24 protein-coding genes are annotated in these 24,339 nt (G+C 46.9%); 19 read left to right on the top strand and 5 right to left on the bottom strand.

What is annotated here, in order from left to right; genetic code table 11:
- Positions 1 to 95 precede the first annotated feature (95 nt).
- Positions 96 to 1,592, bottom strand: a complete 1,497-nt coding sequence (locus tag EYA81_RS08830) for an acetyl-CoA hydrolase/transferase family protein (protein ID WP_117599946.1) — start codon at positions 1,590 to 1,592, stop codon at positions 96 to 98.
- A gap of 85 nt (positions 1,593 to 1,677) precedes the next feature.
- Positions 1,678 to 2,058 (bottom strand): hypothetical protein, encoded by a 381-nt coding sequence (locus EYA81_RS08825; protein WP_044468396.1) that lies wholly within the window; start codon positions 2,056 to 2,058, stop codon positions 1,678 to 1,680.
- Between the two features lie 394 nt (positions 2,059 to 2,452).
- On the opposite strand from EYA81_RS08825, the gene miaB reads away from it, so the two are divergent.
- Positions 2,453 to 3,826, top strand: a complete 1,374-nt coding sequence (gene miaB / locus EYA81_RS08820; protein WP_005833992.1) for a tRNA (N6-isopentenyl adenosine(37)-C2)-methylthiotransferase MiaB — start codon at positions 2,453 to 2,455, stop codon at positions 3,824 to 3,826.
- A 102-nt stretch (positions 3,827 to 3,928) separates the two neighbouring features.
- On the opposite strand, the gene EYA81_RS08815 is transcribed toward miaB, so the two are convergent.
- Complete coding sequence (locus EYA81_RS08815) at positions 3,929 to 4,432, bottom strand: DUF3836 domain-containing protein (RefSeq protein ID WP_119958251.1); 504 nt, start codon at positions 4,430 to 4,432, stop codon at positions 3,929 to 3,931.
- Between the two features lie 372 nt (positions 4,433 to 4,804).
- Here EYA81_RS08815 and EYA81_RS08810 point away from each other — a divergent pair, with 372 nt between their 5' ends.
- From EYA81_RS08810 to EYA81_RS08745, 15 genes are all read left to right on the top strand, one after another.
- A complete protein-coding gene (locus EYA81_RS08810) occupies positions 4,805 to 5,704 on the top strand; it encodes a bifunctional 2-polyprenyl-6-hydroxyphenol methylase/3-demethylubiquinol 3-O-methyltransferase UbiG (protein WP_131225645.1) in 900 nt (299 codons plus the stop codon).
- A gap of 89 nt (positions 5,705 to 5,793) precedes the next feature.
- Positions 5,794 to 6,669, top strand: a complete 876-nt coding sequence (locus EYA81_RS08805; RefSeq protein WP_005825286.1) for an ABC transporter permease — start codon at positions 5,794 to 5,796, stop codon at positions 6,667 to 6,669.
- A gap of 83 nt (positions 6,670 to 6,752) precedes the next feature.
- Positions 6,753 to 6,992, top strand: a complete 240-nt coding sequence (locus EYA81_RS08800; RefSeq protein ID WP_005833999.1) for a DUF3098 domain-containing protein — start codon at positions 6,753 to 6,755, stop codon at positions 6,990 to 6,992.
- A 156-nt stretch (positions 6,993 to 7,148) separates the two neighbouring features.
- The gene (locus EYA81_RS08795; RefSeq protein ID WP_131225644.1) at positions 7,149 to 7,940 is read left to right on the top strand and encodes an undecaprenyl-diphosphate phosphatase; all 792 of its coding nucleotides are present in this window, start codon (positions 7,149 to 7,151) and stop codon (positions 7,938 to 7,940) included.
- 116 nt (positions 7,941 to 8,056) lie between these two features.
- Positions 8,057 to 8,764: a tRNA pseudouridine(55) synthase TruB gene (gene truB / locus EYA81_RS08790; protein WP_131225643.1), complete on the top strand. Its 708-nt coding sequence runs from the start codon at positions 8,057 to 8,059 to the stop codon at positions 8,762 to 8,764.
- Between the two features lie 116 nt (positions 8,765 to 8,880).
- Positions 8,881 to 9,939, top strand: coding sequence for a tRNA preQ1(34) S-adenosylmethionine ribosyltransferase-isomerase QueA (queA, locus tag EYA81_RS08785; RefSeq protein ID WP_131225642.1), 1,059 nt, complete (start codon positions 8,881 to 8,883; stop codon positions 9,937 to 9,939).
- A 2-nt stretch (positions 9,940 to 9,941) separates the two neighbouring features.
- Positions 9,942 to 10,418, top strand: a complete 477-nt coding sequence (gene folK, locus EYA81_RS08780; RefSeq protein WP_005825297.1) for a 2-amino-4-hydroxy-6-hydroxymethyldihydropteridine diphosphokinase — start codon at positions 9,942 to 9,944, stop codon at positions 10,416 to 10,418.
- A 301-nt stretch (positions 10,419 to 10,719) separates the two neighbouring features.
- Entirely contained in the window at positions 10,720 to 12,012 is a 1,293-nt protein-coding gene (metK, locus tag EYA81_RS08775) for a methionine adenosyltransferase (protein WP_131225641.1), read from the top strand.
- Between the two features lie 270 nt (positions 12,013 to 12,282).
- Positions 12,283 to 13,917 carry a tetratricopeptide repeat protein gene (locus EYA81_RS08770; RefSeq protein ID WP_117599954.1) on the top strand — a complete coding sequence of 545 codons (1,635 nt, stop codon included), beginning with the start codon at positions 12,283 to 12,285 and terminating at the stop codon, positions 13,915 to 13,917.
- Between the two features lie 132 nt (positions 13,918 to 14,049).
- The gene (locus EYA81_RS08765) at positions 14,050 to 14,436 is read left to right on the top strand and encodes a DUF3244 domain-containing protein (protein WP_117599955.1); all 387 of its coding nucleotides are present in this window, start codon (positions 14,050 to 14,052) and stop codon (positions 14,434 to 14,436) included.
- An 18-nt stretch (positions 14,437 to 14,454) separates the two neighbouring features.
- Positions 14,455 to 14,646, top strand: a complete 192-nt coding sequence (locus EYA81_RS19575; protein ID WP_227187015.1) for a hypothetical protein — start codon at positions 14,455 to 14,457, stop codon at positions 14,644 to 14,646.
- Between the two features lie 6 nt (positions 14,647 to 14,652).
- A complete protein-coding gene (locus EYA81_RS08760; protein ID WP_227187013.1) occupies positions 14,653 to 15,438 on the top strand; it encodes a hypothetical protein in 786 nt (261 codons plus the stop codon).
- A gap of 4 nt (positions 15,439 to 15,442) precedes the next feature.
- The gene (locus tag EYA81_RS08755; protein WP_117599973.1) at positions 15,443 to 16,435 is read left to right on the top strand and encodes a thioredoxin domain-containing protein; all 993 of its coding nucleotides are present in this window, start codon (positions 15,443 to 15,445) and stop codon (positions 16,433 to 16,435) included.
- A gap of 12 nt (positions 16,436 to 16,447) precedes the next feature.
- Entirely contained in the window at positions 16,448 to 17,437 is a 990-nt protein-coding gene (locus tag EYA81_RS08750) for a DUF4249 family protein (protein WP_117599956.1), read from the top strand.
- A 36-nt stretch (positions 17,438 to 17,473) separates the two neighbouring features.
- Positions 17,474 to 19,705 (top strand): TonB-dependent receptor domain-containing protein, encoded by a 2,232-nt coding sequence (locus EYA81_RS08745; protein ID WP_117965036.1) that lies wholly within the window; start codon positions 17,474 to 17,476, stop codon positions 19,703 to 19,705.
- Here the strand turns inward: EYA81_RS08745 and EYA81_RS08740 are convergent.
- On the bottom strand, positions 19,695 to 21,659 hold the full coding sequence (locus EYA81_RS08740) for an ATP-binding protein (RefSeq protein WP_119962195.1): 1,965 nt from the start codon (positions 21,657 to 21,659) through the stop codon (positions 19,695 to 19,697). The two genes, EYA81_RS08745 and EYA81_RS08740, sit on opposite strands and share 11 nt — an antisense overlap.
- 155 nt (positions 21,660 to 21,814) lie before the next feature.
- Positions 21,815 to 22,537, bottom strand: coding sequence for a helix-turn-helix domain-containing protein (locus EYA81_RS08735; RefSeq protein WP_044467328.1), 723 nt, complete (start codon positions 22,535 to 22,537; stop codon positions 21,815 to 21,817).
- A 180-nt stretch (positions 22,538 to 22,717) separates the two neighbouring features.
- On the opposite strand from EYA81_RS08735, the gene EYA81_RS08730 reads away from it, so the two are divergent.
- From EYA81_RS08730 to EYA81_RS08720, 3 genes are all read left to right on the top strand, one after another.
- Positions 22,718 to 22,861, top strand: coding sequence for a hypothetical protein (locus EYA81_RS08730; RefSeq protein WP_022400608.1), 144 nt, complete (start codon positions 22,718 to 22,720; stop codon positions 22,859 to 22,861).
- A 103-nt stretch (positions 22,862 to 22,964) separates the two neighbouring features.
- Positions 22,965 to 23,279: a hypothetical protein gene (locus EYA81_RS08725; protein WP_117704081.1), complete on the top strand. Its 315-nt coding sequence runs from the start codon at positions 22,965 to 22,967 to the stop codon at positions 23,277 to 23,279.
- 47 nt (positions 23,280 to 23,326) lie between these two features.
- Positions 23,327 to 24,337, top strand: coding sequence for a DUF4373 domain-containing protein (locus EYA81_RS08720; protein ID WP_370293418.1), 1,011 nt, complete (start codon positions 23,327 to 23,329; stop codon positions 24,335 to 24,337).
- Positions 24,338 to 24,339: the final 2 nt, after the last annotated feature.

Genomic DNA, 24,339 nt, shown 5'->3' with positions numbered 1-24,339 from the left:
GCAACGCGTTGCATATATAGATCCAGCAAACCGGAAATATACATGCAACGCGGCATATCTTTCGGGCGGTTTCTCTCCGCCTTTGAGGGAGCGGTTTATTTATACTGTGCCCAGTCTACATTCTTCATGTCTCCACTTTTGGCCAGCTCAGCGTGCATAGCCAGTGCGGCGCGCAGAGCGTGGGGAGTTTGTGATTTGCCGTCGGTCAGCTTCAGGTAATCCCACAGTATGTTCTTGTAGTCCGGATGGACACAGTTTTCGATGATGGCTTGTGCACGCTCTTTCGGACTCTTGCCGCGGAGGTCGGCCACACCTTGTTCGGTGATGATGATATTGACATCGTGTTCCGTGTGGTCTATGTGCGAAACCATCGGCACGATAGCCGAGATTTTACCTTCCTTGGCAACGGACGGACAAGTGAAGATGGAGATATAGGCATTGCGGGTGAAGTCACCGCTTCCGCCGATGCCGTTCATCATCTTGGTTCCGCCGATGTGCGTGGAGTTCACGTTGCCGTAGATGTCGGCTTCGATGGCAGTGTTGATGGAGATGATACCGAGTCGGCGCACCACTTCCGGGCTGTTAGAGATTTCCGACGGACGGAGCACCAGTTTGTCGCGGAAGAAGTCCATATCCTGGTAGATACCTTCCAGACAGTCGTTCGTTACGGTCAGTGAGCAGGCGCTGCCGAATTTCACGCGGCCTTCGCGGATAAGTCCGATAACGGAGTTCTGGATAACTTCTGTGTACATTTCAAAAGCAGGGATGGTCTTGTCACGTCCCAAAGCGCCCAGTACGGCATTGGCAATGTTGCCCACACCGGATTGCAACGGCAGGAAGGTAGGCGGAATGATTCCGCGTTTCATGTCGGCGGCAAGGAAGTCGGCCACGTTCTGCCCGATTTTGTCGGTCAGCGGGTCGGCGGCGGCAAACGAACGTGCCTCGTCCGGCCAGTTGGTCTCCACTACGCCGACAATCTTTTTCGGGTCTACCTGGATGTAGGGCAGGCCGATACGGTCGCTCGGCTTGTAAATGGGGATTTCGCGGCGGTAAGGAGGGTCTAGGGGTTCGTAGACGTCGTGCAGACCCATGGCACTCTTGCTGTGGGCGGCATTCAGTTCCACGATAATCTGGTCGGCTAGGCGGCAGACAGTCGGAGCGATACCGCCGGCTGCCGTCAGGTAGATTTTACCGTCGGGAGTAACCTCGCATGCCTCGATGATGGCAACATTCACTTTTCCCATGAAACCGTAACGGACTTCCTGAGCCATCTGTGAAAGGTGGATGTCGTTGTAGGCTATTTCACCGTTGTTCACGGCTTTGCGGAAATCGGCGTTGGTGGTGTAAGGAGCACGGTAGCGGATAGCTTTAGCGCGTGAAAGGATACCGTCGCAGGAATCTCCGGTAGAAGCACCGGTGAAGATACCTATCTGGAACGGGTTTCCTTTTGCATGTTCTGCTTCCGCGATTTTTGCTAATTCAGCCGTAACGGCTTTGGCTGTTCCTGCGGGGGTAAATCCGCTCAAGCCGATGTTGTAGCCATGTTTGATGAGGCTCGCAGCTTCTGCTGCCGAAATGTAATTGAGTGCCATAATATAAATAGTTATTTTTTCGTGTAAAGATTCTGAAGGGGCTCGTAATTGGTTCTGCAATTATCGACTGTAAACTATCCGTTCTTTAATATTTTCGTTGAAGTATTTCTGACCAGATAATGGCTTTCCTCGCTTCTTCTGCCGAGTGGATGCCGTATTCGGACGTTGCTTCATCGGATTCTTGCGGACGGGATGCCGGGGAGGGAGGGGAAGCCTTTATGGAAGTGTGCTTGGATTTGGCAGACGGTTTGGATACCGGCTTGGGCTTTTCTGCCGGCTTGGGGCCTTCGGGAATAAAGCCTCCGTAAGTATCTCCGCCCCAGTATTCGGGCAGTGGGTTGTCAACGTCGGGCATAGGTATGTCGGGACTCTTGTCAGCATTTTTATTTGCTTCTTTCTTAAACTGCTTGACGAGTCCGATTACTATGACAGCCGCAACTAACAGAAACTTGAAGACATCTTCCATATTCTTTTTGATTTTCCACCCAAAGATAGTGCAATTATCTCTTATCTTTGCTTTTGGGCAAAGTTAATTATTTAATCTGATTACAGCCAAGGAATTGGTAATAAAAAAGGGCAGCTTCACAGCTCCCCTTAATTTTTTTAACCTAAACCTTAACTATGAAAAAATCTAATGTTTCTTTCATTCCACAAATTTGTGAATTAATTTGCTCTATGCCAAATTAACACTCGGAAAATGTTTGCTCTCTTAACATAAATTAGCTGATAAGGCGCAGATTGACAACTTGTAATGGCATTTTTCTTTCATTTCATCCGTTTATTGGGAGGGAAGAAGTATCTTTGCGCTCCGGATGACAGATACCAACTTATGATATAAACTGATTTTAAACGAACTGATTATGGAAAAAGTAACGGGAGCAGACTTTAAATCTGCAACTGCTGATGACAACAAGAAGTTGTTTATCGAGACTTACGGCTGCCAGATGAATGTGGCCGACAGTGAAGTGATTGCATCCGTCATGCAGATGGCGGGATATTCGGTGGCCGACACCCTGGAGGAAGCCGATGCAGTGTTTATGAACACCTGCTCCATCCGCGACAATGCGGAGCAGAAGATTCTGAACCGTCTGGAGTTCTTCCACTCGCTCAAGAAGAAGAAACGCGGCCTGATAGTGGGTGTGCTGGGCTGTATGGCAGAGCGTGTGAAGGACGACTTAATCACCAACCATCATGTGGACCTGGTGGTGGGGCCGGATGCCTACCTTACTCTGCCCGAACTGATTGCCTCGGTAGAGGCCGGTGAGAAAGCAATGAACGTGGAGCTCTCCACCACAGAGACCTATCGGGATGTCATCCCCTCGCGTATCTGCGGAAACCACATCTCCGGCTTCGTCTCCATCATGCGTGGGTGCAATAATTTCTGTACTTACTGCATCGTTCCCTACACCCGTGGCCGCGAGCGCAGCCGTGATGTGGAAAGCATCCTCAATGAAGTGGCCGACCTCGTGGCAAAGGGTTATAAGGAAGTCACCCTGCTGGGACAGAACGTCAATTCCTACCGCTTCGAGAAGCCGGACGGAGAGACGATTACTTTCCCAATGCTGCTGCGCACCGTGGCAGAGGCAGCGCCGGGCGTACGTATCCGTTTCACTACCTCGCACCCTAAAGACATGAGCGACGAAACTCTCCAGGTCATTGCCGACATGCCCAACGTATGTAAGCACATCCACCTGCCGGTACAGAGTGGGAGCAGCCGCATCCTGAAGCTGATGAACCGCAAGTACGACCGCGAGTGGTATATGGACCGCGTGGCAGCCATCCGCCGCATCATCCCCGATTGTGGTTTATCTACGGATATATTCTCCGGTTTCCATAGTGAGACGGAGGAGGACCACCAGCTTTCCCTCTCGCTGATGGAGGAGTGCGGATACGATTCCGCCTTCATGTTCAAGTACAGCGAACGCCCCGGTACGCATGCTTCCAAGCATCTGCCGGACGATGTGCCCGAGGAGGTGAAGATTCGCCGTCTGAATGAAATCATCGCCTTGCAAAACCGTCTCTCTGCCGAGGCGAATGCCCGTTGCGTGGGCAAGACGTACGAGGTGCTGGTGGAAGGTGTTTCCAAACGCAGCCGCGACCAGTTGTTCGGCCGTACGGAGCAGAACCGTGTGGTGGTGTTTGACCGTGGCACGCACCGTGTGGGCGATTTTGTGATGGTGAAGGTTACCGAATCCAGTTCGGCTACGCTGAAAGGAGAAGAGGTAGCCGGCTGACGGGATAGAAAAGTCTCGATGACATCAGTATGATGACACCGGTATATAGAATAAAAGCACGAGCCTCACGGCCCGTGCTTTCCATATTATAAACTTTAAATTTTATTCTGCCATGGCCAGAATATTCGCTACGTAGTCAGTCCTGTTGTAGTTTACCAGGGTCAATTCGGACTTTGGCGCGTCCTGATTGTAGAGTTTGTAAGCTACCGGCATGTTTTCATCGTTCAATTCATACACACTTTTCTTCATGTCTTTGTCATAAGCCTTGTGAGACTCGTTCCAACGTGCGTAGGACATGGTGATTTCATCATTGCCATATTGGTATGTCATCTTGAAGTAAGGTACCCATTCGTCTTTTACACCGTCCCACTTGGAGGCTTCCTTGCAGGTCAGGCGTTTCTGGTCGTCATAAGAGTATTCATAACGGATGTGCCGGTAAAGTTGTGCGCCGTCTTGCTTAAAGATGGTCTTGGCAACTACTAATTCGTTTTTCACTTCTTCATTGGTGATGAAGTTGTTTTCCTGAGCTTTCACTTCTGTATTCATAACGCTTACGATAGTCATTGCTACGAATGCGACTGCCTTGAATAAATTTGTAGTTTTCATAATCTTTATTTTTAATTGTTGTTACTTACTCTGTTTCTTTTAGACGTTGTTCCCGATTAAAAAGTTGCATTCCAACTAATCTTTTTCTCAAACGCCTTCGCCTAATTATAGTCAATTCCCATGCCAAAGATTTAAGTTGTTGATAATCAATGAATAGATGCTTTCGAAAACTGTTCATTATCGGACAGTTGTCCGCTTAATATCGAACAGTTGGTCATTCGTTCCGCCAGCTGGCCGGAGCAAGCGTTTGTTTTCTTAAATCTCCTTAATGGAAACCCTATAAATCACTTTTTATTTGTTATTTTGCACCAAATTTAGGTATGGTGTGGTCTGTTTCATTCGGGCTGCACTTCCTTATTGGCAGAACGTTCGATGAATAAACTCACTATAAAAGCTTGTCCGTTATGTGGTGGAACGCATTTGGAGCGTGCCCTGACATGTGTAGACCATTATGCCTCGGGCGAAATGTTCCACTTGTGCCGCTGCCGGGATTGCGGTTTCCTTTTCACGCAAGACTTTCCCGTGGAGGCTGAAATCGGTCGTTACTACGAAACTCCTGATTACATATCACATACCGATACCCGCAAGGGGGCGATGAACTCCGTGTACCATTGGGTGCGCAACTATATGCTGGGACGCAAGGCACGCCTTGTGCTCCGTGAAGCACACCGCAAGGAGGGCCGCCTGCTGGATTTGGGTACGGGGACCGGTTACTTTGCCGATGTCATGCAGCGTCGCGGCTGGCAGGTGGAAGCTGTGGAAAAGAGTGCGCAGGCGCGTGCCTTTGCCAAAGAACACTTCAATCTGGATGTGAAACCCCATACGGCATTGAAAGATTTTGCACCGGGCAGTTTCGATGTCATCACCCTATGGCATGTCATGGAACATCTGGAACCCCTCAACGAAACGTGGGAAACCCTGCACTCCCTGCTGACTGAAAAGGGGGTGCTGATTGTAGCTGTGCCCAACTGCTCCTCTTTCGACGCAAAGAAATACGGGGCTTACTGGGCTGCCTACGATGTGCCCCGCCATTTGTGGCACTTCACACCGGGCACCATCCAGCAATTCGGTTCCAAGCATGGTTTCATCATGGCAGAGCGGCATCCCATGCCGTTCGATGCCTTCTACGTGTCCATGCTGACGGAAAAGCACATGAGGCACTCGTGTACTTTCCTGCGGGGAATGGTGACCGGTACACTGGCCTGGTTCAGCGCGTTGGTGAAGAAGGAACGCAGCAGTTCCATGATTTACGTGTTCAGGAAGAAAGGGTGAGAAAAGGGATTAGGGATTAATGATTAATGATTAATAGCGACTGATTTACATAACTTGTAGCTTGTAACTCGTAACTTATAATTGGTATAATGAAAGCAAAGAATAACTCGGTATCCTATTTTGACATGCAGTTCATTACGTCCAGCATCAGTACGACGCTGGTGTTACTGCTGTTGGGGCTGGTTGTATTCTTTGTGCTCGCGGCTCATAATCTTTCCGTGTACGTCAAGGAGAACATCAGTTTCTCCGTGCTTGTCAGTGACGACATGAAGGAGAGCGACATCCTGAAGCTTCAGAAGAGGCTGGACAAGGAGGCTTTTGTGAAGCAGACGGAATACATTTCCAAGAAGCAGGCACTCCGCGAGCAGACTGAGGCGATGGGTACGGACCCGCAAGAGTTCCTCGGCTACAATCCTTTCACTGCCTCCATCGAAATCAAGCTGCATTCCGACTATGCCAATTCGGACAGCATCGCCAAAATAGAGAAACTGATTAAAAAGAATACCAATATCCAGGAAGTGCTCTACCAGAAAGACTTGATAGATGCCGTGAACGATAATATAAGGAATATCAGCTTGATGCTGCTGGGGCTGGCTGTGATACTGACGTTTATCTCCTTTGCGCTGATAAACAACACCATCCGTCTGGCTATATATTCCAAGCGTTTCCTTATCCACACCATGAAGCTGGTGGGAGCAAGCTGGGCATTCATCCGTCGTCCGTTTCTGCGGCGCAATTTCTGGATAGGTGTGCTGGCCGCTTTCATAGCCGACAGCATTCTGTGGGGAGCCGCCTATTGGCTGGTGTCCTACGAACCGGAGTTGGTCAAGGTGATTACGCCCGAGGTGATGGTGCTGGTGTCGGGTGCCGTGCTGGTGTTCGGTGTACTTATTACGTGGCTGTGCGCTTTGCTTTCCATCAACAAATATCTGAGGATGAAGGCAAGCACACTGTATTATATTTAACGCCTTGAAGTGCATAGAGAGAAAGCACTGTTATCGCAGCCCCCAAATAGTAAATTGTAAATAGTAAAATAGTAAATGTATAGATGAGTAAAGAGAAATTCGCTTTTGATAAGACCAATTTTATCCTGCTTGGCATCGGAATGGCGGTGGTTATCATTGGTTTTCTTCTGATGACCGGCCCCGTGTCTACCCCGACGACCTTTGAGCCGGACATTTTTAGTGTGAGACGCATCAAGGTGGCTCCGGTAGTTTGCCTGCTGGGGTTTGTGTTCATGATATATGCCGTGCTGCGCAAGCCTAAAAGCTGTCGTGCAGAGGAGTAAACTTTCAGACGCGGATTACACAGATGACGCAGATTGGAATATTAGAAATCCGCGTCATCTGCGTTATCTGCGTCTGAAAAATAATCAGAAAGAAAGTAGTAACAGAGCTTCCGGACAGCCCCTCCGGCAACTCAAGAACTTAAAAACTTAAACAAATTGGAATGGTTTGAAGCGCTTATCCTTGGGCTTATTCAAGGACTGACCGAATATCTGCCGGTGAGCAGTAGCGGACACCTCGCCATCGGTTCGGCATTGTTCGGTATTGCGGGAGAGGAGAATCTTGCTTTTACGATAGTGGTACATGTGGCTACGGTGTTCAGTACGCTGGTGATACTCTGGAAAGAGATTGACTGGATTTTCAAGGGACTGTTCAAGTGGCAGATGAACGAGGAGACACGTTACGTCATCAATATACTGGTATCCATGATACCTATCGGCATTGTGGGGGTATTTTTCAAGGACGAAGTAGAGGCCATTTTCGGTTCGGGACTGGTCGTTGTGGGCTGCTGCCTGCTGCTGACAGCTCTGCTGCTGTCTTTCTCCTATTATTATAAGCCGAAGCAGAAGGAGAACATCAGCATGAAGGATGCCTTTATCATCGGTCTTGCACAAGCATGCGCGGTGCTTCCGGGGCTTTCCCGTTCGGGCAGTACCATTGCAACCGGTCTGTTGCTGGGCGACAACAAGGCGAAGCTGGCACAGTTCTCTTTCCTGATGGTGATGCCTCCCATCCTGGGCGAGGCACTGCTGGATGGAATGAAGATGATGAAAGGTGAGGCGGTTGCAGGGGATATTCCGACACTTTCGCTGGTGGTAGGTTTCCTGGCTGCTTTTGTTTCGGGCTGCCTGGCCTGCAAGTGGATGATAAATATTGTGAAGAAGGGCAAGCTGATTTATTTTGCCATCTATTGCGCGATAGCCGGTGTCATAACGCTCATATTAAGCTAAAGTCCCCTCCTTGTGTGGGGGGAAAGACTGATTACTCCGGAAATCAATAAGAGAAAAATATTAAGTTGTACCATTTTATCCCCCTCCCTACCGGGGAGGGGTTAGGGGAGAGGCCAATGAATTTTAAAGAAGGAGAAGTCCTCTATTTCAATAAACCGCTGGGATGGACATCGTTCAAGGTTGTGGGACATGCGCGTTACCACATCTGCCGGCGGATAAAGGAGAAGAAGTTGAAAGTAGGCCATGCCGGTACCCTCGACCCGCTTGCTACGGGGGTGATGATAGTCTGTACGGGCAAGGCCACGAAACGGATTGAGGAATTCCAGTATCACACGAAGGAGTACGTCGCCACCATCCGGTTGGGCGCCACCACTCCCTCTTACGACCTGGAACATGAGATAGATGCCACCTATCCCACGGAGCACATCACCCGCGGACTGGTGGATGAGACGCTGAAGAAGTTCATCGGCGAGATACAGCAAGTGCCTCCCGCCTTCTCGGCATGTATGGTGAACGGGAAACGTGCCTACGACCTTGCCCGCAAGGGAGAGGAGGTAGAGCTGAAACCCAAGTTGCTCGTCATCGACGAGATAGAGCTGCTGGACGACGGGCTGGGTATTGCCGAACCGTGGATAAAGGTACGCGTAGTATGCAGCAAAGGAACTTATATCCGCGCCCTGGCACGTGACATCGGCGAAGCCCTGCAGAGCGGCGCTCACCTCACCGCCTTGGAGCGTACCCGTGTAGGCGACGTCCAGCTGGCAGACTGCCTCAATCCCCTCGATTTTAAAGAGTGGATAGAGGCGCAGGAGATAGATATTTAGTTATAAGTTATGAGTTATTTGCTATGAAGTGTAGCATACTGCCGGATAACTCATACCCTCTTATGACTAAAACAGACTGATATAAATAATAAATAACTTATAACTCATAACTAATTATGAAACTGTCGCAATTCAAATTCAAGCTTCCCGAAGAGAAGATAGCTTTGCACCCCACGAAGTACAGAGACGAGTCACGTCTGTTGGTGTTGCACCGTAAGACGGGTGAGATTGAGCACAAGATGTTCAAGGATGTTCTGGACTATTTTGATGACAAAGATGTGTTTATCTTCAACGACACCAAGGTTTTCCCTGCCCGCTTGTACGGTAACAAGGAAAAGACCGGTGCGCGTATTGAAGTGTTCTTGTTGCGTGAGTTGAACGAAGAACTCCGGTTGTGGGATGTACTGGTGGATCCTGCCCGTAAAATACGTATCGGCAATAAGCTCTACTTCGGTGACGACGACTCTATGGTGGCTGAGGTTATCGACAACACCACTTCGCGTGGGCGTACGCTTCGTTTCCTTTACGACGGTCCGCACGATGAGTTCAAGAAGGCGCTCTATGCGCTGGGCGAAACGCCGCTGCCCCACAGCATCATCAACCGTCCCGTAGAGCCGGACGATGCCGAACGTTTCCAGTCTATTTTTGCACGCAACGAAGGAGCTGTTACGGCGCCTACCGCCAGCCTGCACTTCAGCCGCGAGCTGATGAAGCGTATGGAAATCAAGGGTATTGACTTTGCCTACATCACCCTGCATGCCGGCTTGGGTAACTTCCGCGACATTGATGTGGAAGACCTCACCAAGCACAAGACAGACTCCGAGCAGATGATTGTGAACGAGGAAGCCGTACGGATTGTGAACCATGCCAAAGACCTGAACCGCCAAGTCTGTGCCGTAGGTACCACCGTGATGCGTGCCATCGAGAGCACCGTCAGCACCGACGGACATTTGAAGGAATACGAGGGTTGGACCAACAAGTTCATCTTCCCGCCGTACGACTTTACCGTGGCCAATGCCATGATATCCAACTTCCACATGCCGCTCAGTACCCTGCTGATGATTGTTGCCGCTTTCGGCGGTTACGAGCAGGTGATGGAGGCATACAATGTGGCATTGAAGGAAGAGTACCGCTTTGGTACGTATGGAGATGCGATGCTGATTATAGACCGGTAATTATGGTTGTTTATTTCAGTCTTGGTACCAATCTCGGCGATAAGGAGCAGAACCTCCGCATGGCCGTCCAAAAGATAAGAAAGCAGATAGGGGAAGTGATTTCCCTATCTGCTTTTTATGCTACTGCCCCGTGGGGCTTTTCTTCCGATAATACTTTTCTGAATGCCGCACTCTGCGTAGACACTGCTTTGGCACCTTTGGAGGTGTTGCAAACGACGCAGGAAATCGAGCGGGAGATGGGGCGTACGCATAAGTCTGTCAATGCAGTGTATAGCGACCGTGTGATAGACATCGACCTGCTGCTCTGTTTTGCCGATGACGGTACTCCCGTTTTGCTGGATACGCCTGAACTGAAACTTCCTCATCCGTTGATGCAGGAACGCCGTTTCGTGATGGAGCCGTTGGCGGAGATTGCTTCAGGCGTGGTGCATCCGGTATTGGGAAAGACAATCGGGGAATTGTTGCAAAATCAGTGTTAATCTCTGCTATCTGTAGCGCAGATACAAGATTTCTTTTTTATCTTTGCCTCCGAAAAGCGAAGATAGGCTGCACCTCAGCATAAAAAATGAACAAGTTCATTTTGTTCTGCGTTCGGTTTGCACTATCTTTGCCCCCGAAAAACGATATGTGGAGAGATTTGAGTAGCTTGCAACCACAGAAAAAAATGCTAAAACACATCCTTTTCTGACGGCACGTTTGTGTGCCGGATGCATCTACTCCACACACCTCCTTCCGCCATTCGTTGAATTATCAATTATCAACTATCAATTCTCAACTGAAATGGGATATTTATTCACATCCGAATCGGTGTCTGAAGGACACCCCGACAAAGTGGCCGATCAAATATCGGACGCTGTGCTTGACAAACTGTTGGCCTACGACCCCAGTTCGAAAGTAGCTTGCGAAACTCTGGTTACTACCGGTCAGGTAGTGCTGGCTGGAGAAGTGAAAACCAAAGCGTACGTTGACATGCCTCTCATCGCACGCGAAGTAATCAAGAAAATCGGCTATACCAAAGGCGAGTATATGTTCGAGAGCAATTCGTGCGGCGTGCTGAGCGCCATCCACGAGCAGAGCCCCGACATCAACCGCGGCGTGGAGCGACAGGACCCCATGGAACAAGGTGCCGGAGACCAGGGAATGATGTTCGGTTACGCCACCAACGAAACGGAGAATTACATGCCGCTTTCACTGGACCTTGCACACCGCATCCTGCAAGTGCTGGCAGATGTCCGTCGCGAGGGCAAGGTGATGACCTACCTCCGTCCCGACGCCAAGAGCCAGGTGACCATCGAATATGATGACAACGGCACACCCGTACGCATCGACACCATCGTAGTCTCCACCCAGCACGACGACTTCGTCCAGCCTGCCGACGACAGTGATGCCGCCCAGCTGAAGGCCGACGAGGAAATGCTCGCCCAAATCCGCCGGGATGTAATCGAGATTCTGATGCCGCGTGTCATTGCCTCCATCCATCATGAAAAGGTGCTGGCACTGTTCAACGACCATATCACATACCACGTCAACCCCACGGGCAAGTTCGTAATCGGTGGTCCTCACGGTGACACCGGGCTGACGGGACGCAAGATTATCGTAGATACCTACGGCGGCAAGGGTGCCCACGGCGGCGGCGCTTTCTCCGGAAAGGACCCCTCTAAGGTAGACCGCAGCGCAGCTTATGCAGCCCGCCACATTGCCAAGAATCTGGTGGCTGCCGGCGTTGCCGACGAAATGCTGGTACAGGTAAGTTACGCTATCGGTGTGGCACGCCCCATTAATATCTTCGTAGATACTTATGGCCGCAGCCACGTCAATATGAGCGACGGTGAGATTGCCCGTAAGATTGACGAGCTGTTCGACCTCCGCCCCAAGGCGATAGAAGACCGTCTGAAACTGCGCAACCCCATCTATCAGGAGACTGCTGCCTACGGACATATGGGCCGCGAGCCGCAGATCATCGTCAAGCACTTCAAGAGCCGCTACGAAGGCAACAAGGACATTGAAGTGGAACTCTTCACCTGGGAGAAGCTGGACTATGTGGACAAGGTGAAAGCCGCATTCGGTTTATAATCAGCATAGCTTTACGGCTATTTATATAGAAGGCTGCCCTTCTGCATCTCCGGAATATCGGTATATGCAGAAGAGGTGGCTTTCGTGTTTTTGCTCGTCACGGGGGCATGGTGGTTTATCAACAAGCGATTCTTCTTCTCTCTTTTCCTTATTTTACAAGCAATTTTGCCATTGCATTCGTAGCTTACCTGCAAAATGTGCATGGAATGTGTACAGTAATCTCCTCTAAATAGTGTACCTTTGTGAACAACAACGAATATAGGGCTGCCTATGAGATACCTTTTGCTTGCTTTTTCCTTCTTTTTAGTAACTTCTGTGCTGTGCCAGTCGTGCAAGGAGGAAGTCACTTCTGCACGTTCCATGCTCGTGGCAGCAGATTCCATGATGTGGAGCAATCCCGACAGTGCTTTGCTGGTGTTGGAACAGATACCGGATTCCCGCGAGTTGCGGGGAGAAGAACGCGCCTTGTATGCGTTGCTGCTGACGCAAGCCCGATACAAGAGTTGTGTGCTGCTGGAGAACGATTCGCTGATACAGATAGCGGTAGACTATTACGAAGGAGGCGGAAAGCAGGAACGGCTGGCGCAAGCATATTTCTATTGGGGATGTGTCTATATGGAAAATAAAGAGTTTCCGAAGGCGATAAGCCTCTATCTGAAGTCGCTGGAACTGATGCCAAAGAAAGACTCTATATTCGTGGCGATGCTGTACAGCCATTTGGGGAACTGTTATAATGAGCAAGATTTACATTCTACGGCAAGGGAAATGTATCGGAAGGGATATAATTTATGTGCAGTGAAGGATTCTGCACGTTCTTTTTATGCATTAAGAGATATTGGAAATACCTTTTTGTTGGAATATCAATTGGATAGTGCGCTTTGTTACTATCAACAAGCTTTAAAAATTGCATCCTCGCTGCAAGACAATGAGTGTTTATCCCTTATTTATAAAAACATAGCGGGGCTTTATAATGAGTTGGGGCGGTATATGGAGGCGGAATCGGCTCTTTCAAAAGCTTTACCCTATTTGACCGTTGAGGAAGATTATACATCGGCTTGTTCTATAAAGGGGGATATTCTAAATTCCTTAAATCGGAATGATTCTGCTGTTTATTATTGGAAAATTGGAGCAAGGTCTTCTAATATATATGTAAAGACATCGTCTTATAATCATTTGTTTGAAGGATATAAAAAAATGAAGGATTGGGAAAATGCTACTGTATATGTTGACTCTTTCATTCTTTTCTATGACTCCATTCAAATGATGAATTATCGTGCAGAACTTGATGAACTGATGGATAATCATTTAATAGAACTTCATAAACGTGAATTGTCTGTCAGAAATCAACGGATAGTTGCAGGCTTGGCGGTTCTTTTTTTGTTATTCATGTTTGTATTGGTCATTGTTTATCTGTGGCGTGATGCCCGTAGGAAAAAGGAGTATATGGCTTTGCAGCAGCGCTTGATGGAAAACCGTGCGGAGGTGATGCTTTTGAATGAAATTCCTGAATCAGCTTCTAATACGAAAGTAGCAGAATTACACAAATTGGAGGAGGAACGATTCAGTATCTGTGTTTCTATATTTAGAACCACCGAGGGAAGTAGAAAACTTGATGAATTGAAGAAAGCAACTGCTAAAATGCAGGTTTCGATTGCAGATACTTATAGGCAAGTGATGGTGAGTGATATAAGAAAGACTTTTGCCGATGTCATGAAAGATTTGAAGGAACACTATCCCGGTTTGACTAATGATGATTTGCTTTATTGTATATTGTCTTTGCTCCGTTGTTCCAAATTTATTGTTTTATGTATACTGGATGTCTCTTCGGACGCTATAAAAACGAGAAAGAGCCGTATCAAGAATAAAATTGATGAAGAACTGTTCAATCGTATGTTTGACTATTGATAAATAGCGTATTATGATGGATTTGTTACTTCTGTTACATTGCTCTGTTACCACTGTTACCTCTTTTTTGTAGGCTTTCTTATAAAAGATTAAGTTATTTGCAGTATTAAACTTTTAATAACTTAATTAATAATGAGAACAAGAAAACTACTATTGTGTCTATTTGCATTTACTTGTATGAATATAAATGCAATGTCTCAGAAACGACCGAAAAAGATAGATCTTGAAAAAATTGTAGCTTCTTCTACTACAAATAGTAAAGGAACACGTTCTGCTATCTTAGAGGCTTCTGCATTATTCGATTCTAATTCAGAATCAATTATGATAACTTCTCAGAATGGCTTTGCTGATGTCAAGGTTTCAGTTACCAACCTTTTTACTAATGAAACCATCTTTTCTGATTCATACTCTACTTTTGAGATAATACTAAATTTAGCAGGCTTATTAAATGAAGGAGAAGAGTATCGCTTAGAAATTACTATCGGAGATACCGTTTTATACGGGGATTTTATTTACTAACATTATATTTAAGAAAAAATGAAGAAACATTTGCTGTTCGCCTTTTTAGGTGCGCTGGCTTGTTACTCATGCAGTAACAGCTACGATTTGTTGGAAAATGATGCGGAGCTTGCTAAAGCTGCTGAAGATTATGAGCTATCAACCAGAGCAATTAATGAGGAGGGGGATACGGCAAAAATTGAGACTGTAGCCGATGAACAAGTTATTTAGGCTTTGATGGATGAGTACGAGCAGGAATTAATGAATAGACAGTCTGTTGCTAAAGAAAGAGTAATGAGAACTGCTTACACTGGAACTACTGATGTAGTAGGGGTGTTCAAAGTAGAGTCATGTGGGACTTATAAAGAACTGACACTTTATCTTGATGCAGAAGATACAAGACAGAATTCTAAGATTGAAGGTTATGTAGGAGATACGTTTGTAGATAATAATGGCAATGTCCGTTTCAAATTCTGCTTGACGGAAGCAACTCAATATTATCCTGGAGGAGTTTTTCTTGTTGACCATATAAATTACAGTCAGTTTGGTGGTACAATGGATATACTTGTTCGTTATCATGATTGTGATGATAAGCATACTGATAATAAAATAATTGATAGCACACATCCTGAATACCAAAGAATTGATCAGCTTGGAGGGTATACTGTCGTGAATTCTAATGCAGCATTAGCATGGGCTTACCCTCCTTATCCTCGCAATCAATGGGGCTATATTCCTGGAGTTGGTCCTCGAAATTCTATTAAGTATGGAGTTTTAGCTTATGCCTATACTATTGAGGACTTAGGCATGATTTATGTTGATGACGAAGATTCCAGCAATAAAAACTGGCTTAAATCCTATAAGGGATATACATACAAAGATAAATTGTCTGGTGACCAAGGCATGTATGGAATTAATGCTACAGACAACACAAGATATTATGTTTTATTAAACACAAACAAAGGTTTTGCATTGAATAATATATTCCATCCTAATTTTGGAACCCCTATACCAAGACCGTAATAATATGAAATATCAAATATTTTGCTGTTTACTTCTTTTATGCTCTTGTTCCAACTGGGACAAGAGCATTGTGGCAGAAGTGAATGGACATAAAGTTTATTCTTCCGAGCTGTCTCAATTAACTACCCAAGAGACTTTTGATTTGCTTAATACGGCTTATGAGATAAAGATGAAGGCTTTGGAAGACTTGATTAAACAAAAGTTGATAGAGCAAGAAGCCACCGTTGCAGGAAAAACTTTCGAGACTTTTTTGAATGACTATATAGAAAAGGTGATGAGCATTAAAGAAGACAGCCTGCTTGCGGTGTATGGTTCTGTAAATGAGCGAATTCTCCATTCAAGGGAGAGATTAAACAAGATTTCTTCAGAAAGTATTGAAGGAACTATTTCTGTGAAGAATGATATTCGTGCAGCTATCATTCAGCATTTGGCAGATTCATTGTATAATAAGGCGCAAGTTAAAAGATACCTTTATCCTCCTAAACAGCCCAAATGTGTTGTTGGTGATTTGAACGTGCGCTATAGGGGCAATCTGAATGCTGCTACAACTTTCATTGTTGCTTCCGACTTTGACTGCAAACGTTGTGTTGATTTTGAAAAGACATTGAGGCGGATTTATGATAAATACAAGGAGCGGGTAAAGTTTGGATTCATCAATTTTGCTGATGAGCCTACCCTTGCATCCTTATCGTGCGAGGCTGCTTCCAGGTATGGTAAATTCTGGGAGTTCCACGATGCTATTTTTGAACACGAAGCTTTGGTAGATTCATCTTTTATTTTTAATATAGCCACAAATTTGGGTTTAGACTTAGAAGCATATAAACAAGAGTTGTTGTCTGCTCCAAATTATGATAAGGTAAACCATGCTATCAATAAGTTGATGGAACGGGGGCTTTTTGCCACTCCTACCATTATCATTAATGACAGACTAGTATACATCACAAATTCGTATGAGGAACTGACTAGACTCTTAGACCAAGAATTACAAAACAGATAAACTCTGATGCCGATGGTAAGATACCTTATAATTACATTTCTGGCCGGCCTTTCTCTCCTGCTTGCAAGTTGTGAGGAAGTGTTTGATGTCAATATCCCCGATTCTATGCTTGAGGGAATTGTATTTAATGGAGTAATTACAAACGAAAATCCCCCTTATTTCTTTCTTTTGAGGGAACCGGCATTGATGTCGGCTGAAGATTATGCCTATGAGGGTATAGAAGATGCTGTGATGATTGTTACGGACCTTACTGAAGGTATCAGAGATACTATGCAGGTGCTTTATCCGTATGGTGATTACGGTGGAGTGTTTTATGATTTTTATGATTATCATTTAAAGAAGAATACTCGCGAAAGAGTGAACCTCATGTATGATAATGGTTCTGGCAGGGGTATGTATGTCACTACCAAAATTTATGGCATAGAAGGTCATTCTTATCAATTGGATATTTATCACGATGGTAAGCATTATCAGTCCGATGTCCAGAAGATGGAGCCTGCACTTGTCATTACTGATTTGAAGCTGAAATATTTCGACTTTAATGAAAAAGGAGGCAGGTGGGCGCCATGTATAAGTTTCACTAATCCGTCTGAGGTAGATAACTATTATTTGTTCCGGTTATATTCGCGTACTTACAAGCATTTTTCTTTTTCGCGCCCTCACTCTTTGTTGGGCTCCAATACCTTTTGGGAGTATTCTATCTTGAGCGATGAGTATCTTGAAGAGAATGTGGTTGATTTTCTGATTGACGACGGAGAAAATCCTCTGGGTTATCCTCCGGGTTGGGATTATCCCATGGGAGATTCTGTATATGTATGGGCTCAGACCATATCCAAGAGTTGTTATGACGTTTTCGACCAGATGATACGCCAGTTCCGGTCGGATGGTGGCGCTTATACACCTGCACCGTCATCGGTGGGCAGCAATATAAGCGGCGGGGCGTATGGCTGCTTCCGTGTGAGTGCGGTTTCCGAAAAAGGTATTGCAACGGGGGAAAGATGATGCGTTCTTTTTTGTAATCGTAAGAAGATAAAATTAATGAAACTGTTGCTGATTTATTTCTGTATTTTGTTTTTGAGTTGTCAGGCAGTGGTTGCTCAAAAGGCCGTTGTACGAGGATGTGTGACGGATGCCAAAACGGGTGAGATTCTTTCGGATGCCAATGTGCTGGAACGAAGGTCGGGAACGGGGATGGCAACCAATGCTTACGGACTTTATTCCATATCACTTCCCAAAAGGGAATGTATATTGCAATGTTCCATGTTGGGGTATGTTACTTGGAGAGATACCTTGACTTTATCAGGAAATACGGTGGTGAATATCGCATTGACTCCCGATGATTATTGGCTGAAAGGTATCGAGATAGTGGGAAGCCGCAAGCATAGCGGACAATTTGCTTTGGAAGCAAAGGAAATACAAGCATTGCCATCTGTGGGAGGGGAACCGGATTTGATGAAGTCATTGCAGTTTCTGCCCGGAGTGCAGAGTGGCAATGAAGGGACAAACAATATTTCTGTACGGGGTAGTAACCAATGGGGAAATCTGGTCTTGCTGGATGAGGCTGTAGTTTATAACCCCAGTCATGTATTGTCCTTCTTTTCGGTGTTCAACAACGATGCCATCCGTGAGGTGAACTTGTACAAATCGTTCTTCCCGCTGAAGTATGGCGGTCGTTCTTCATCCGTCATAGACGTGCGTATGCGCGAAGGTAACAGCAAGGAACGTGAACGGAGTGCCAGCTTGGGGCTGATAGCCTCGAAAGTGTTGTTGGAGGGACCTTTGAAGAAGAAAGAGGGGTCTTATCTGGTTTCCGGCCGGTTTGGATATCCGGGTGTAGTAGCCGGACTGTTGGGAAGTAACCTGACGTCGAAACCGCAGATGTGGTTTTATGATGTCAATGCCAAAGTGAACAGAACGCTGGATGCTCGAAATCGTATGTTCTTTTCCTTGTATAGCGGAGGCGACCATACCGTGTTCAACAAGCTGGTGAAAGGCTATGGGATGGATTGGGGAAATGCTACGGCTACGATACGTTGGAATCATATACTGAATGATAAGACAAATGTGAATACAAGCGCTGTCTTCAGCAACTATTATTATAAGTACAAATCGTTGTCGGACGGATTGAGATATGTGTGGAAGTCGAACATGCAGTCGTATCAGTTGAAGTCGGATTGGGAGAGGTATCAGAACAATCTGCTGACCTTGAAGGGAGGGGTGAACCTGCATTATTTCACTACGATGCCCGGTGAGGTGGGCAAGTCCGGTAAGGATTCTAACATCACTCCTTCGGAAATGTCGCGCAAGAGTTTGTGGGATGCGGCATTGTATGCCGAGGCAAATTATAAATTCCTGCCCCGTTTTCTTCTGAATGCCGGGGTTAGGCTGTCCGTATTGCATGCACCGGCCTCTACCTATTATGCAGCCAAGACATTTGTGATGCCCGAACCCCGTGCCGAACTCTCTTTTATTCCGAATGCCTCGCACCGGTTTTCCGCATCGTATACACAGGCGGCACAGAGCATACACATGCTTACCACCTCTTCAGTAGGTATCCCCTCGGACATGTGGATGCCTGCCAATGCACTGTTGAAGCCCTCCGTCATGCGCCAACTGGCATTGGGATATGAATACAATTTCCCTGATAAGGAATATACATTGTCACTGGAGGCATATATGCGCCGAACAAACCATGTGGTAGATTATAGGAAAAATGCCGATATTTTTCAGAACGACCGGATAGAGGATGAAGTCGAAACCGGTTCTGCCAGAGGGTGTGGATTGGAATTCTATTTGTCAAAGAATAAAGGAGCCGTGACCGGATGGATTAGTTATACTCTCTCGCGTGCGCGTAACCGTATAGGAGGAGAGGAGTACCGACCGGTGTACGACCGTCCCCATAACCTGAAATTGTTCGTAAACTGGGAAATGAACAGACATTGGTCTCTGTCTTCCACTTTCTCCTATGCATCGGGGATGAATCTTACGCTTCCCGTTGGAAAGTATGAATCGGAACATGTACTGGTCTATATTTATTCTGACCGGAATGGTTATCGTGCCCCGGCTTTCCACCAGTTGGACTTTTCGGCAACGTGGCGTATCAGGCAAGACCGTAGCTTGAGCCTTTCCATCATCAATGCTTATAGCCGGAAAAATGTGTTCTCTATTTATGCAGGGAGGCAGGGGCACTTTTCTGTAGGAAACGGGCGTATCTATAAACTGTATCTTTATGGCATCGTCCCTTCGCTGACCTATTCTTTCAAGTTTTGAGATAACTCTTATTTTTTTCCTCCACCGGCAGTACAAACACGAACCTTGCCCCCTCCTTGTACTCCTTGTCCAGCAGCACTTTCCCTTTCAGTCGTTCGGCGATGAGGCGGCAGATATTGAGTCCCAGGCCGGTGCCTTGCTCGAAGTTGTCGGCCTTTTCAAAGCGTTCGAAGATGGTTTCCGAGTATTCCGGGGGAATGCCGGTACCGGTATCGGTGACGGAGAAGGTGACGTATCCGGGATGCTCTGTGAGGGAGCAGTGCAGGCGGATTTCGCCTTGTGTGGTGTGTTTCTCGGCATTGGTAAGGAAGTTGATGAGTATCTGGCACACACGTTGCCCGTCGGTGCTCAGTTCGTAGCAGTCGTCCACTTCGGAGGTGTAGTAGAGCTTCACGCCTTCGGGCGTGCGGTGTTCAACGGTGGTTATGGCTTCCCGGCAGAGTTTGTTGCAACTGTGCGGCGCTATCTTCATGGTGTATCTGTTGCTTTCCAACTCGGCTGCGCTGAGGATGTCCTCCACCAGTGTGAGGAGGAGGTCGGAATTGTGCTGTATGAGATGGCAGAAATCCTGCCTTTCCTCTTGGGAAAGGTTCGTGTCGGGGGAAGTGATGAGTTGTGAGAAGCCCACGATAGAGTTGAGCGGTGTCCGTATTTCGTGACTCATGTTCTGCAGGAAGATGCTCTTTGCCTTGTTGGCTGCTTCGGCTTGGTCGCGCGCTTCGGAAAGTTCCTCGTTCTTGTGGCATAGTTCGAGGTTGACTTTACGTTTGCGGTGGAGGTAGAGCATTAGGAAAAGCAGAGATAACAGTAAAAAGCCGGTGACAATGCTGAAAAGAGTGATGCGGTAGCGCGAGGTGGCCTGTATGTTTTCTATTTTCAGGCGTTCGGCGCCTATCTGGGTGTTCAGTTCGGCGATGTCCGACAGTTGCAGCAGATTGTTTGTCGAATCCAACTGCTGGTAATATTTTTTCAGATATTTGATGGCATTGGGATAGTCTTTGGCGCATTCGTAAATGTAGGCATGTTGTTGCAAGCCTTTCTCGGACAATTGGTCAGCGTGGGCATGGGCCTGCTCATACTGTTTGTCCAGTATGTTCTTGCTGATGTGGGCTATCAGTAGGGAAACGTTGGCAGAGAGCTTGCAGCGGTCTGCCATTTGTACGGCTTCTTTATAACAGTCGTTGAATTCATCTATACGTTTCTGCTTGAACAGTATCAAGCATTTCTCTATCATGGCTTGGGCTATGTTCCGTTCTGTTTTAGCGCTCTTCAAGGCTTTTTCGCAATAGTCCAGTGCGGTGGCGTAATCTTTTTGGGTGTTACGGTAATATTCGGCAAGGTTTGAGTATAGTTGGCTGGGATCCTGGTCGGGCATATTCTTCAGCATATAGTCCAAGGCTTCCTGATAGTATTGGGCGGAGAGGTCGAAGTTTCCGCGTGATTTGTAGATATGGCCCATGGTTCGGATACAGCTGAAGATACCGTAAGGGTATCTGTCGGCAAAAGCTTGCTTTTTCATTTTTTCCGCTTTCTGCAAGGCGAGCAATGAGCGTTGTTGGTTCAGGAAGTAGATGATTTCGCTGCTCCAAGCGTGATAATAATATTGCAGATAGTTATTGGCACGTGAAATCTCTTTCAGGTCAGTGGATGCCTTTTCTATTTTGCTATCATCTTTTTGGGATATATAGAACTGCAGGGGGATGATGTATGCCAGGCATTGTGCTTTTTTGTCACCGAGCTTCAGAGCCTGTTGATACAAAGTGTCGGCCACCAGCAGCCCCTCCTGCTGGCGTGCCTGCTTGGAAGCCCGCTGGTAGATGGGGTAGAGTGCATCGTCTATCTTGTAGGGATTGTTCTGTGCTGCGGAAGGTAGGGACACCCATACTGAAAGCACTAGAAAACATAACCTTGAAAGAATGCACTCCCTCTTTGTTCTATTGGATGGAATAAGCATGTTTTTTTCCGGATACTTATTATTATGCCTATGGCATCGCAAAAATAAGATAAAAGAATAAATTACAAGCTTTTTTTGTATAATTTCTCTGTTTACTTATTAAACAATCCTTGCCAGGAGCTTTCTTACGAAATTTCCGGTGATAATGCCGCCCTCTACATCATCATATTCTTCCTTATCGAGAACTTCACGATGGCCATTGCATTGACTGCCGCCAGCGGCAGGTCCATGGGGTCGTGGTGGTTGTTGTAGCTCACCAGACGGATGCAGTCCGGCCGTTCCGAGTGGTTGACGTATTTCACTGCCAGGTATTCGTCGCCGCCCCGTTCGAAGGAGACGAGATACATTTCACCGTAGATGACGTCGGTGAAGTCGCGGATGGACTTAAAGCCTACGATGTCACCGGACTTGAGGATGGGATACATCGAGTCGCCCGAGACGTAGACGGCACCGTCGCACACAGGGATATTGGGAATTACAATCCGCCCCAAGGCGTACTGCGGGCGGTCAGCCAGCAGTGTCTTCAGGTTGGCGGCGGCAGAGATGTCATAGAGGGTCACGCTACGGTCGTCCATAGGGTCGGTTGTTTTCGGTGTGTGAAGTATTTCCACTTCACCTTGTACCAAGTCATTGTCACAGAATTTTGAATGATGTGCAGGCGAGCCCTTTCCCGTCAGCAGCCAGTTGTAGTCCACGTCGTCCAGGCTGCCCAGCAGCAGGGGGAAGTCGATGCTGTTGCGGGCGTTCCAGTTGCTCAGTGTGGAGCGTGATATACCCAGAAAGGCGGCAAGTTCGCTGTCTGTCTTGAATTCTTTCGCCAGTTTGGCACGTTTTATGATGTCTGCCGCACAAAATACCGGGTCTTTGTCATTCGCCATATTCTTCAGTTTTTACATGTAAATTATTCAGAAACTATTATCTCCTCATTTATACTGTCTTACGTCTTATTTAAGAATTTAATTCCCGATTTGTTTGTTTTATAAATGAAAACAGTATTATCTTTGTTGGGACAAAAATACATATCATGTTTTATAAATGCAAATAAAAGGGAGGGATTTATGGAAAATACACATCTGGTCTTTTATCCGGAAGCATCCGAATTTAGCAAAAATACTTACGAATTTGAAAAAATGGGCATCCACCTTGCCGGATGTATAGATGAGGTGCGTTGGAAGTATAGATGCAACGCGCTGGATGTATAGATAGAATACGCTGGATATATACTTCCAGCAAACAGCCCCTACAAGCATCTTTGGCAGGGGCGTGCCGAAAAAAAAATATTATTGTACTAATTCTTAACAAAAAATGGTTATGGAACAGATTATTGAAAAAAATGTTCGTTTCTGTGGATGTTGCCACAGAGAACTGCCCGTTGATTCTTTTTATGTAGACAAGCGTACGCTTGCCCCCGACAATTATTGCAAGGAATGCCGTAGGGCGATGAGCAACGCCCGCTACCGCCGCTCACTTCCTGCAGGCAATCCCCTCCGTTATCCGGTCATCACTGAAATTTCGGACTGTACTCTTCGTATGTATCTTATTCTGAATGCTTTGAAGGTAGTGCGCGAAAGCGTGCTCCGCAAGCGGAAACGCCTATGCGAAGCAGGTGATATAGAATGATACAAGCCGCTCTCTCCCCCTAATCACTAACCCCTAATCATCAAACCATGTCCAGAATCAAAAAACGGGGACTTGACTATTTCCCCTTGAACACAGACTTTATGCACGACCGTCTGGTGCGTCGCATCATGAAGCGTGAGGGTGACGGCTCCTTTGCCATTCTGCTGGGAGCCCTCTCCTGCATTTATGCCGACGAAGGCTATTACGTGTGTGCCGACGAGCTTTTCTACGAAGACCTTTCTGCCTGCCTCTATGAAAAGACGGCTGCCGACGTGAAGCGTATTCTTGCCCTGGCTGTGGAGTACGGCATTTTCAATGCCGCCCTTTTCGGCAAATACGCCATCCTGACTTCTGCTGAGATACAGCGGCAATATCTGTTCAGTACCAAGCGCCGGAAATCTTCCGCCATAGACACACGTTATTGTCTGGTGGATGATTCTCAGAGCGATGACGATGCCGCGCCGACTGCCGCCGGGAGAGTGCCGTCTGCCAATGGAAGCGTGCCGTCCGCTGCCGAAAGTGCAGCATTTAAGCCCGAAAATGCGACATCGGGTACACATAGCACAGCAGAGCATAGCACATCACAACACAGCAAAGAAAATCCCCTCCTCCATAGTTCCCCCGGAACCGGGGGCACTGAGGGCGCGGATGTGCCATCCGCGGAGGGGGAATATCTTCGGAAAATAGAGCAACTGCAACCGCCGCAGGATGGCACGGACCGCAACCTGGACGGGTTGCTTTTCAATCTGAAGCAGTTCCATATTCCTCCGCAAGAGCAGTATGCCATTATCCTCAAAAGTAATTTCGGTGCTATCGGCCACCCCCTGTGGAAGGGCTTCTATGCCTTGCGCGAGAGTCATGGCAAGATACGGCAACCGGGGCGATACCTGTTGAGCCTGTGCTGTAAATATTGTTTTCTATATGTGAATAAATTCATGAAGAAAAACGGTTTTTTTAATTTGCACACTTTTCCGGATAGCGTTATCTTTGCAATGTGGTTAAGCTTAATACACGAAAATAAAACAATGTTGTTTCATTTGAAAAAAACGAATCCTTGAAT

This window comes from Bacteroides sp. A1C1 (genome assembly GCF_004328515.1).
In the GTDB taxonomy this organism is placed as follows: domain Bacteria; phylum Bacteroidota; class Bacteroidia; order Bacteroidales; family Bacteroidaceae; genus Bacteroides; species Bacteroides uniformis.
Note: the sequence above shows the minus strand (reverse complement) of the source record. Positions and strands in the feature narration are given on the sequence as shown.

Coding starts and splice junctions, on each gene's coding strand:
- EYA81_RS08735 (WP_044467328.1), bottom strand. CDS start 22,537: ATGGCGAATGACAAAGACCCGGTATTTTGTGCGGCAGACATCATAAAA.
- queA (WP_131225642.1), top strand. CDS start 8,881: ATGAAACTGTCGCAATTCAAATTCAAGCTTCCCGAAGAGAAGATAGCT.
- EYA81_RS08810 (WP_131225645.1), top strand. CDS start 4,805: ATGAATAAACTCACTATAAAAGCTTGTCCGTTATGTGGTGGAACGCAT.
- folK (WP_005825297.1), top strand. CDS start 9,942: ATGGTTGTTTATTTCAGTCTTGGTACCAATCTCGGCGATAAGGAGCAG.
- EYA81_RS19575 (WP_227187015.1), top strand. CDS start 14,455: ATGAAGAAACATTTGCTGTTCGCCTTTTTAGGTGCGCTGGCTTGTTAC.
- EYA81_RS08725 (WP_117704081.1), top strand. CDS start 22,965: ATGGTTATGGAACAGATTATTGAAAAAAATGTTCGTTTCTGTGGATGT.
- EYA81_RS08740 (WP_119962195.1), bottom strand. CDS start 21,659: ATGCTTATTCCATCCAATAGAACAAAGAGGGAGTGCATTCTTTCAAGG.
- EYA81_RS08765 (WP_117599955.1), top strand. CDS start 14,050: ATGAGAACAAGAAAACTACTATTGTGTCTATTTGCATTTACTTGTATG.
- EYA81_RS08745 (WP_117965036.1), top strand. CDS start 17,474: ATGAAACTGTTGCTGATTTATTTCTGTATTTTGTTTTTGAGTTGTCAG.
- EYA81_RS08770 (WP_117599954.1), top strand. CDS start 12,283: ATGAGATACCTTTTGCTTGCTTTTTCCTTCTTTTTAGTAACTTCTGTG.
- EYA81_RS08755 (WP_117599973.1), top strand. CDS start 15,443: ATGAAATATCAAATATTTTGCTGTTTACTTCTTTTATGCTCTTGTTCC.
- EYA81_RS08805 (WP_005825286.1), top strand. CDS start 5,794: ATGAAAGCAAAGAATAACTCGGTATCCTATTTTGACATGCAGTTCATT.
- EYA81_RS08720 (WP_370293418.1), top strand. CDS start 23,327: ATGTCCAGAATCAAAAAACGGGGACTTGACTATTTCCCCTTGAACACA.
- EYA81_RS08815 (WP_119958251.1), bottom strand. CDS start 4,432: ATGAAAACTACAAATTTATTCAAGGCAGTCGCATTCGTAGCAATGACT.
- miaB (WP_005833992.1), top strand. CDS start 2,453: ATGGAAAAAGTAACGGGAGCAGACTTTAAATCTGCAACTGCTGATGAC.
- truB (WP_131225643.1), top strand. CDS start 8,057: ATGAATTTTAAAGAAGGAGAAGTCCTCTATTTCAATAAACCGCTGGGA.
- metK (WP_131225641.1), top strand. CDS start 10,720: ATGGGATATTTATTCACATCCGAATCGGTGTCTGAAGGACACCCCGAC.
- EYA81_RS08730 (WP_022400608.1), top strand. CDS start 22,718: ATGGAAAATACACATCTGGTCTTTTATCCGGAAGCATCCGAATTTAGC.
- EYA81_RS08760 (WP_227187013.1), top strand. CDS start 14,653: ATGGATGAGTACGAGCAGGAATTAATGAATAGACAGTCTGTTGCTAAA.
- EYA81_RS08825 (WP_044468396.1), bottom strand. CDS start 2,058: ATGGAAGATGTCTTCAAGTTTCTGTTAGTTGCGGCTGTCATAGTAATC.
- EYA81_RS08750 (WP_117599956.1), top strand. CDS start 16,448: ATGGTAAGATACCTTATAATTACATTTCTGGCCGGCCTTTCTCTCCTG.
- EYA81_RS08830 (WP_117599946.1), bottom strand. CDS start 1,592: ATGGCACTCAATTACATTTCGGCAGCAGAAGCTGCGAGCCTCATCAAA.
- EYA81_RS08800 (WP_005833999.1), top strand. CDS start 6,753: ATGAGTAAAGAGAAATTCGCTTTTGATAAGACCAATTTTATCCTGCTT.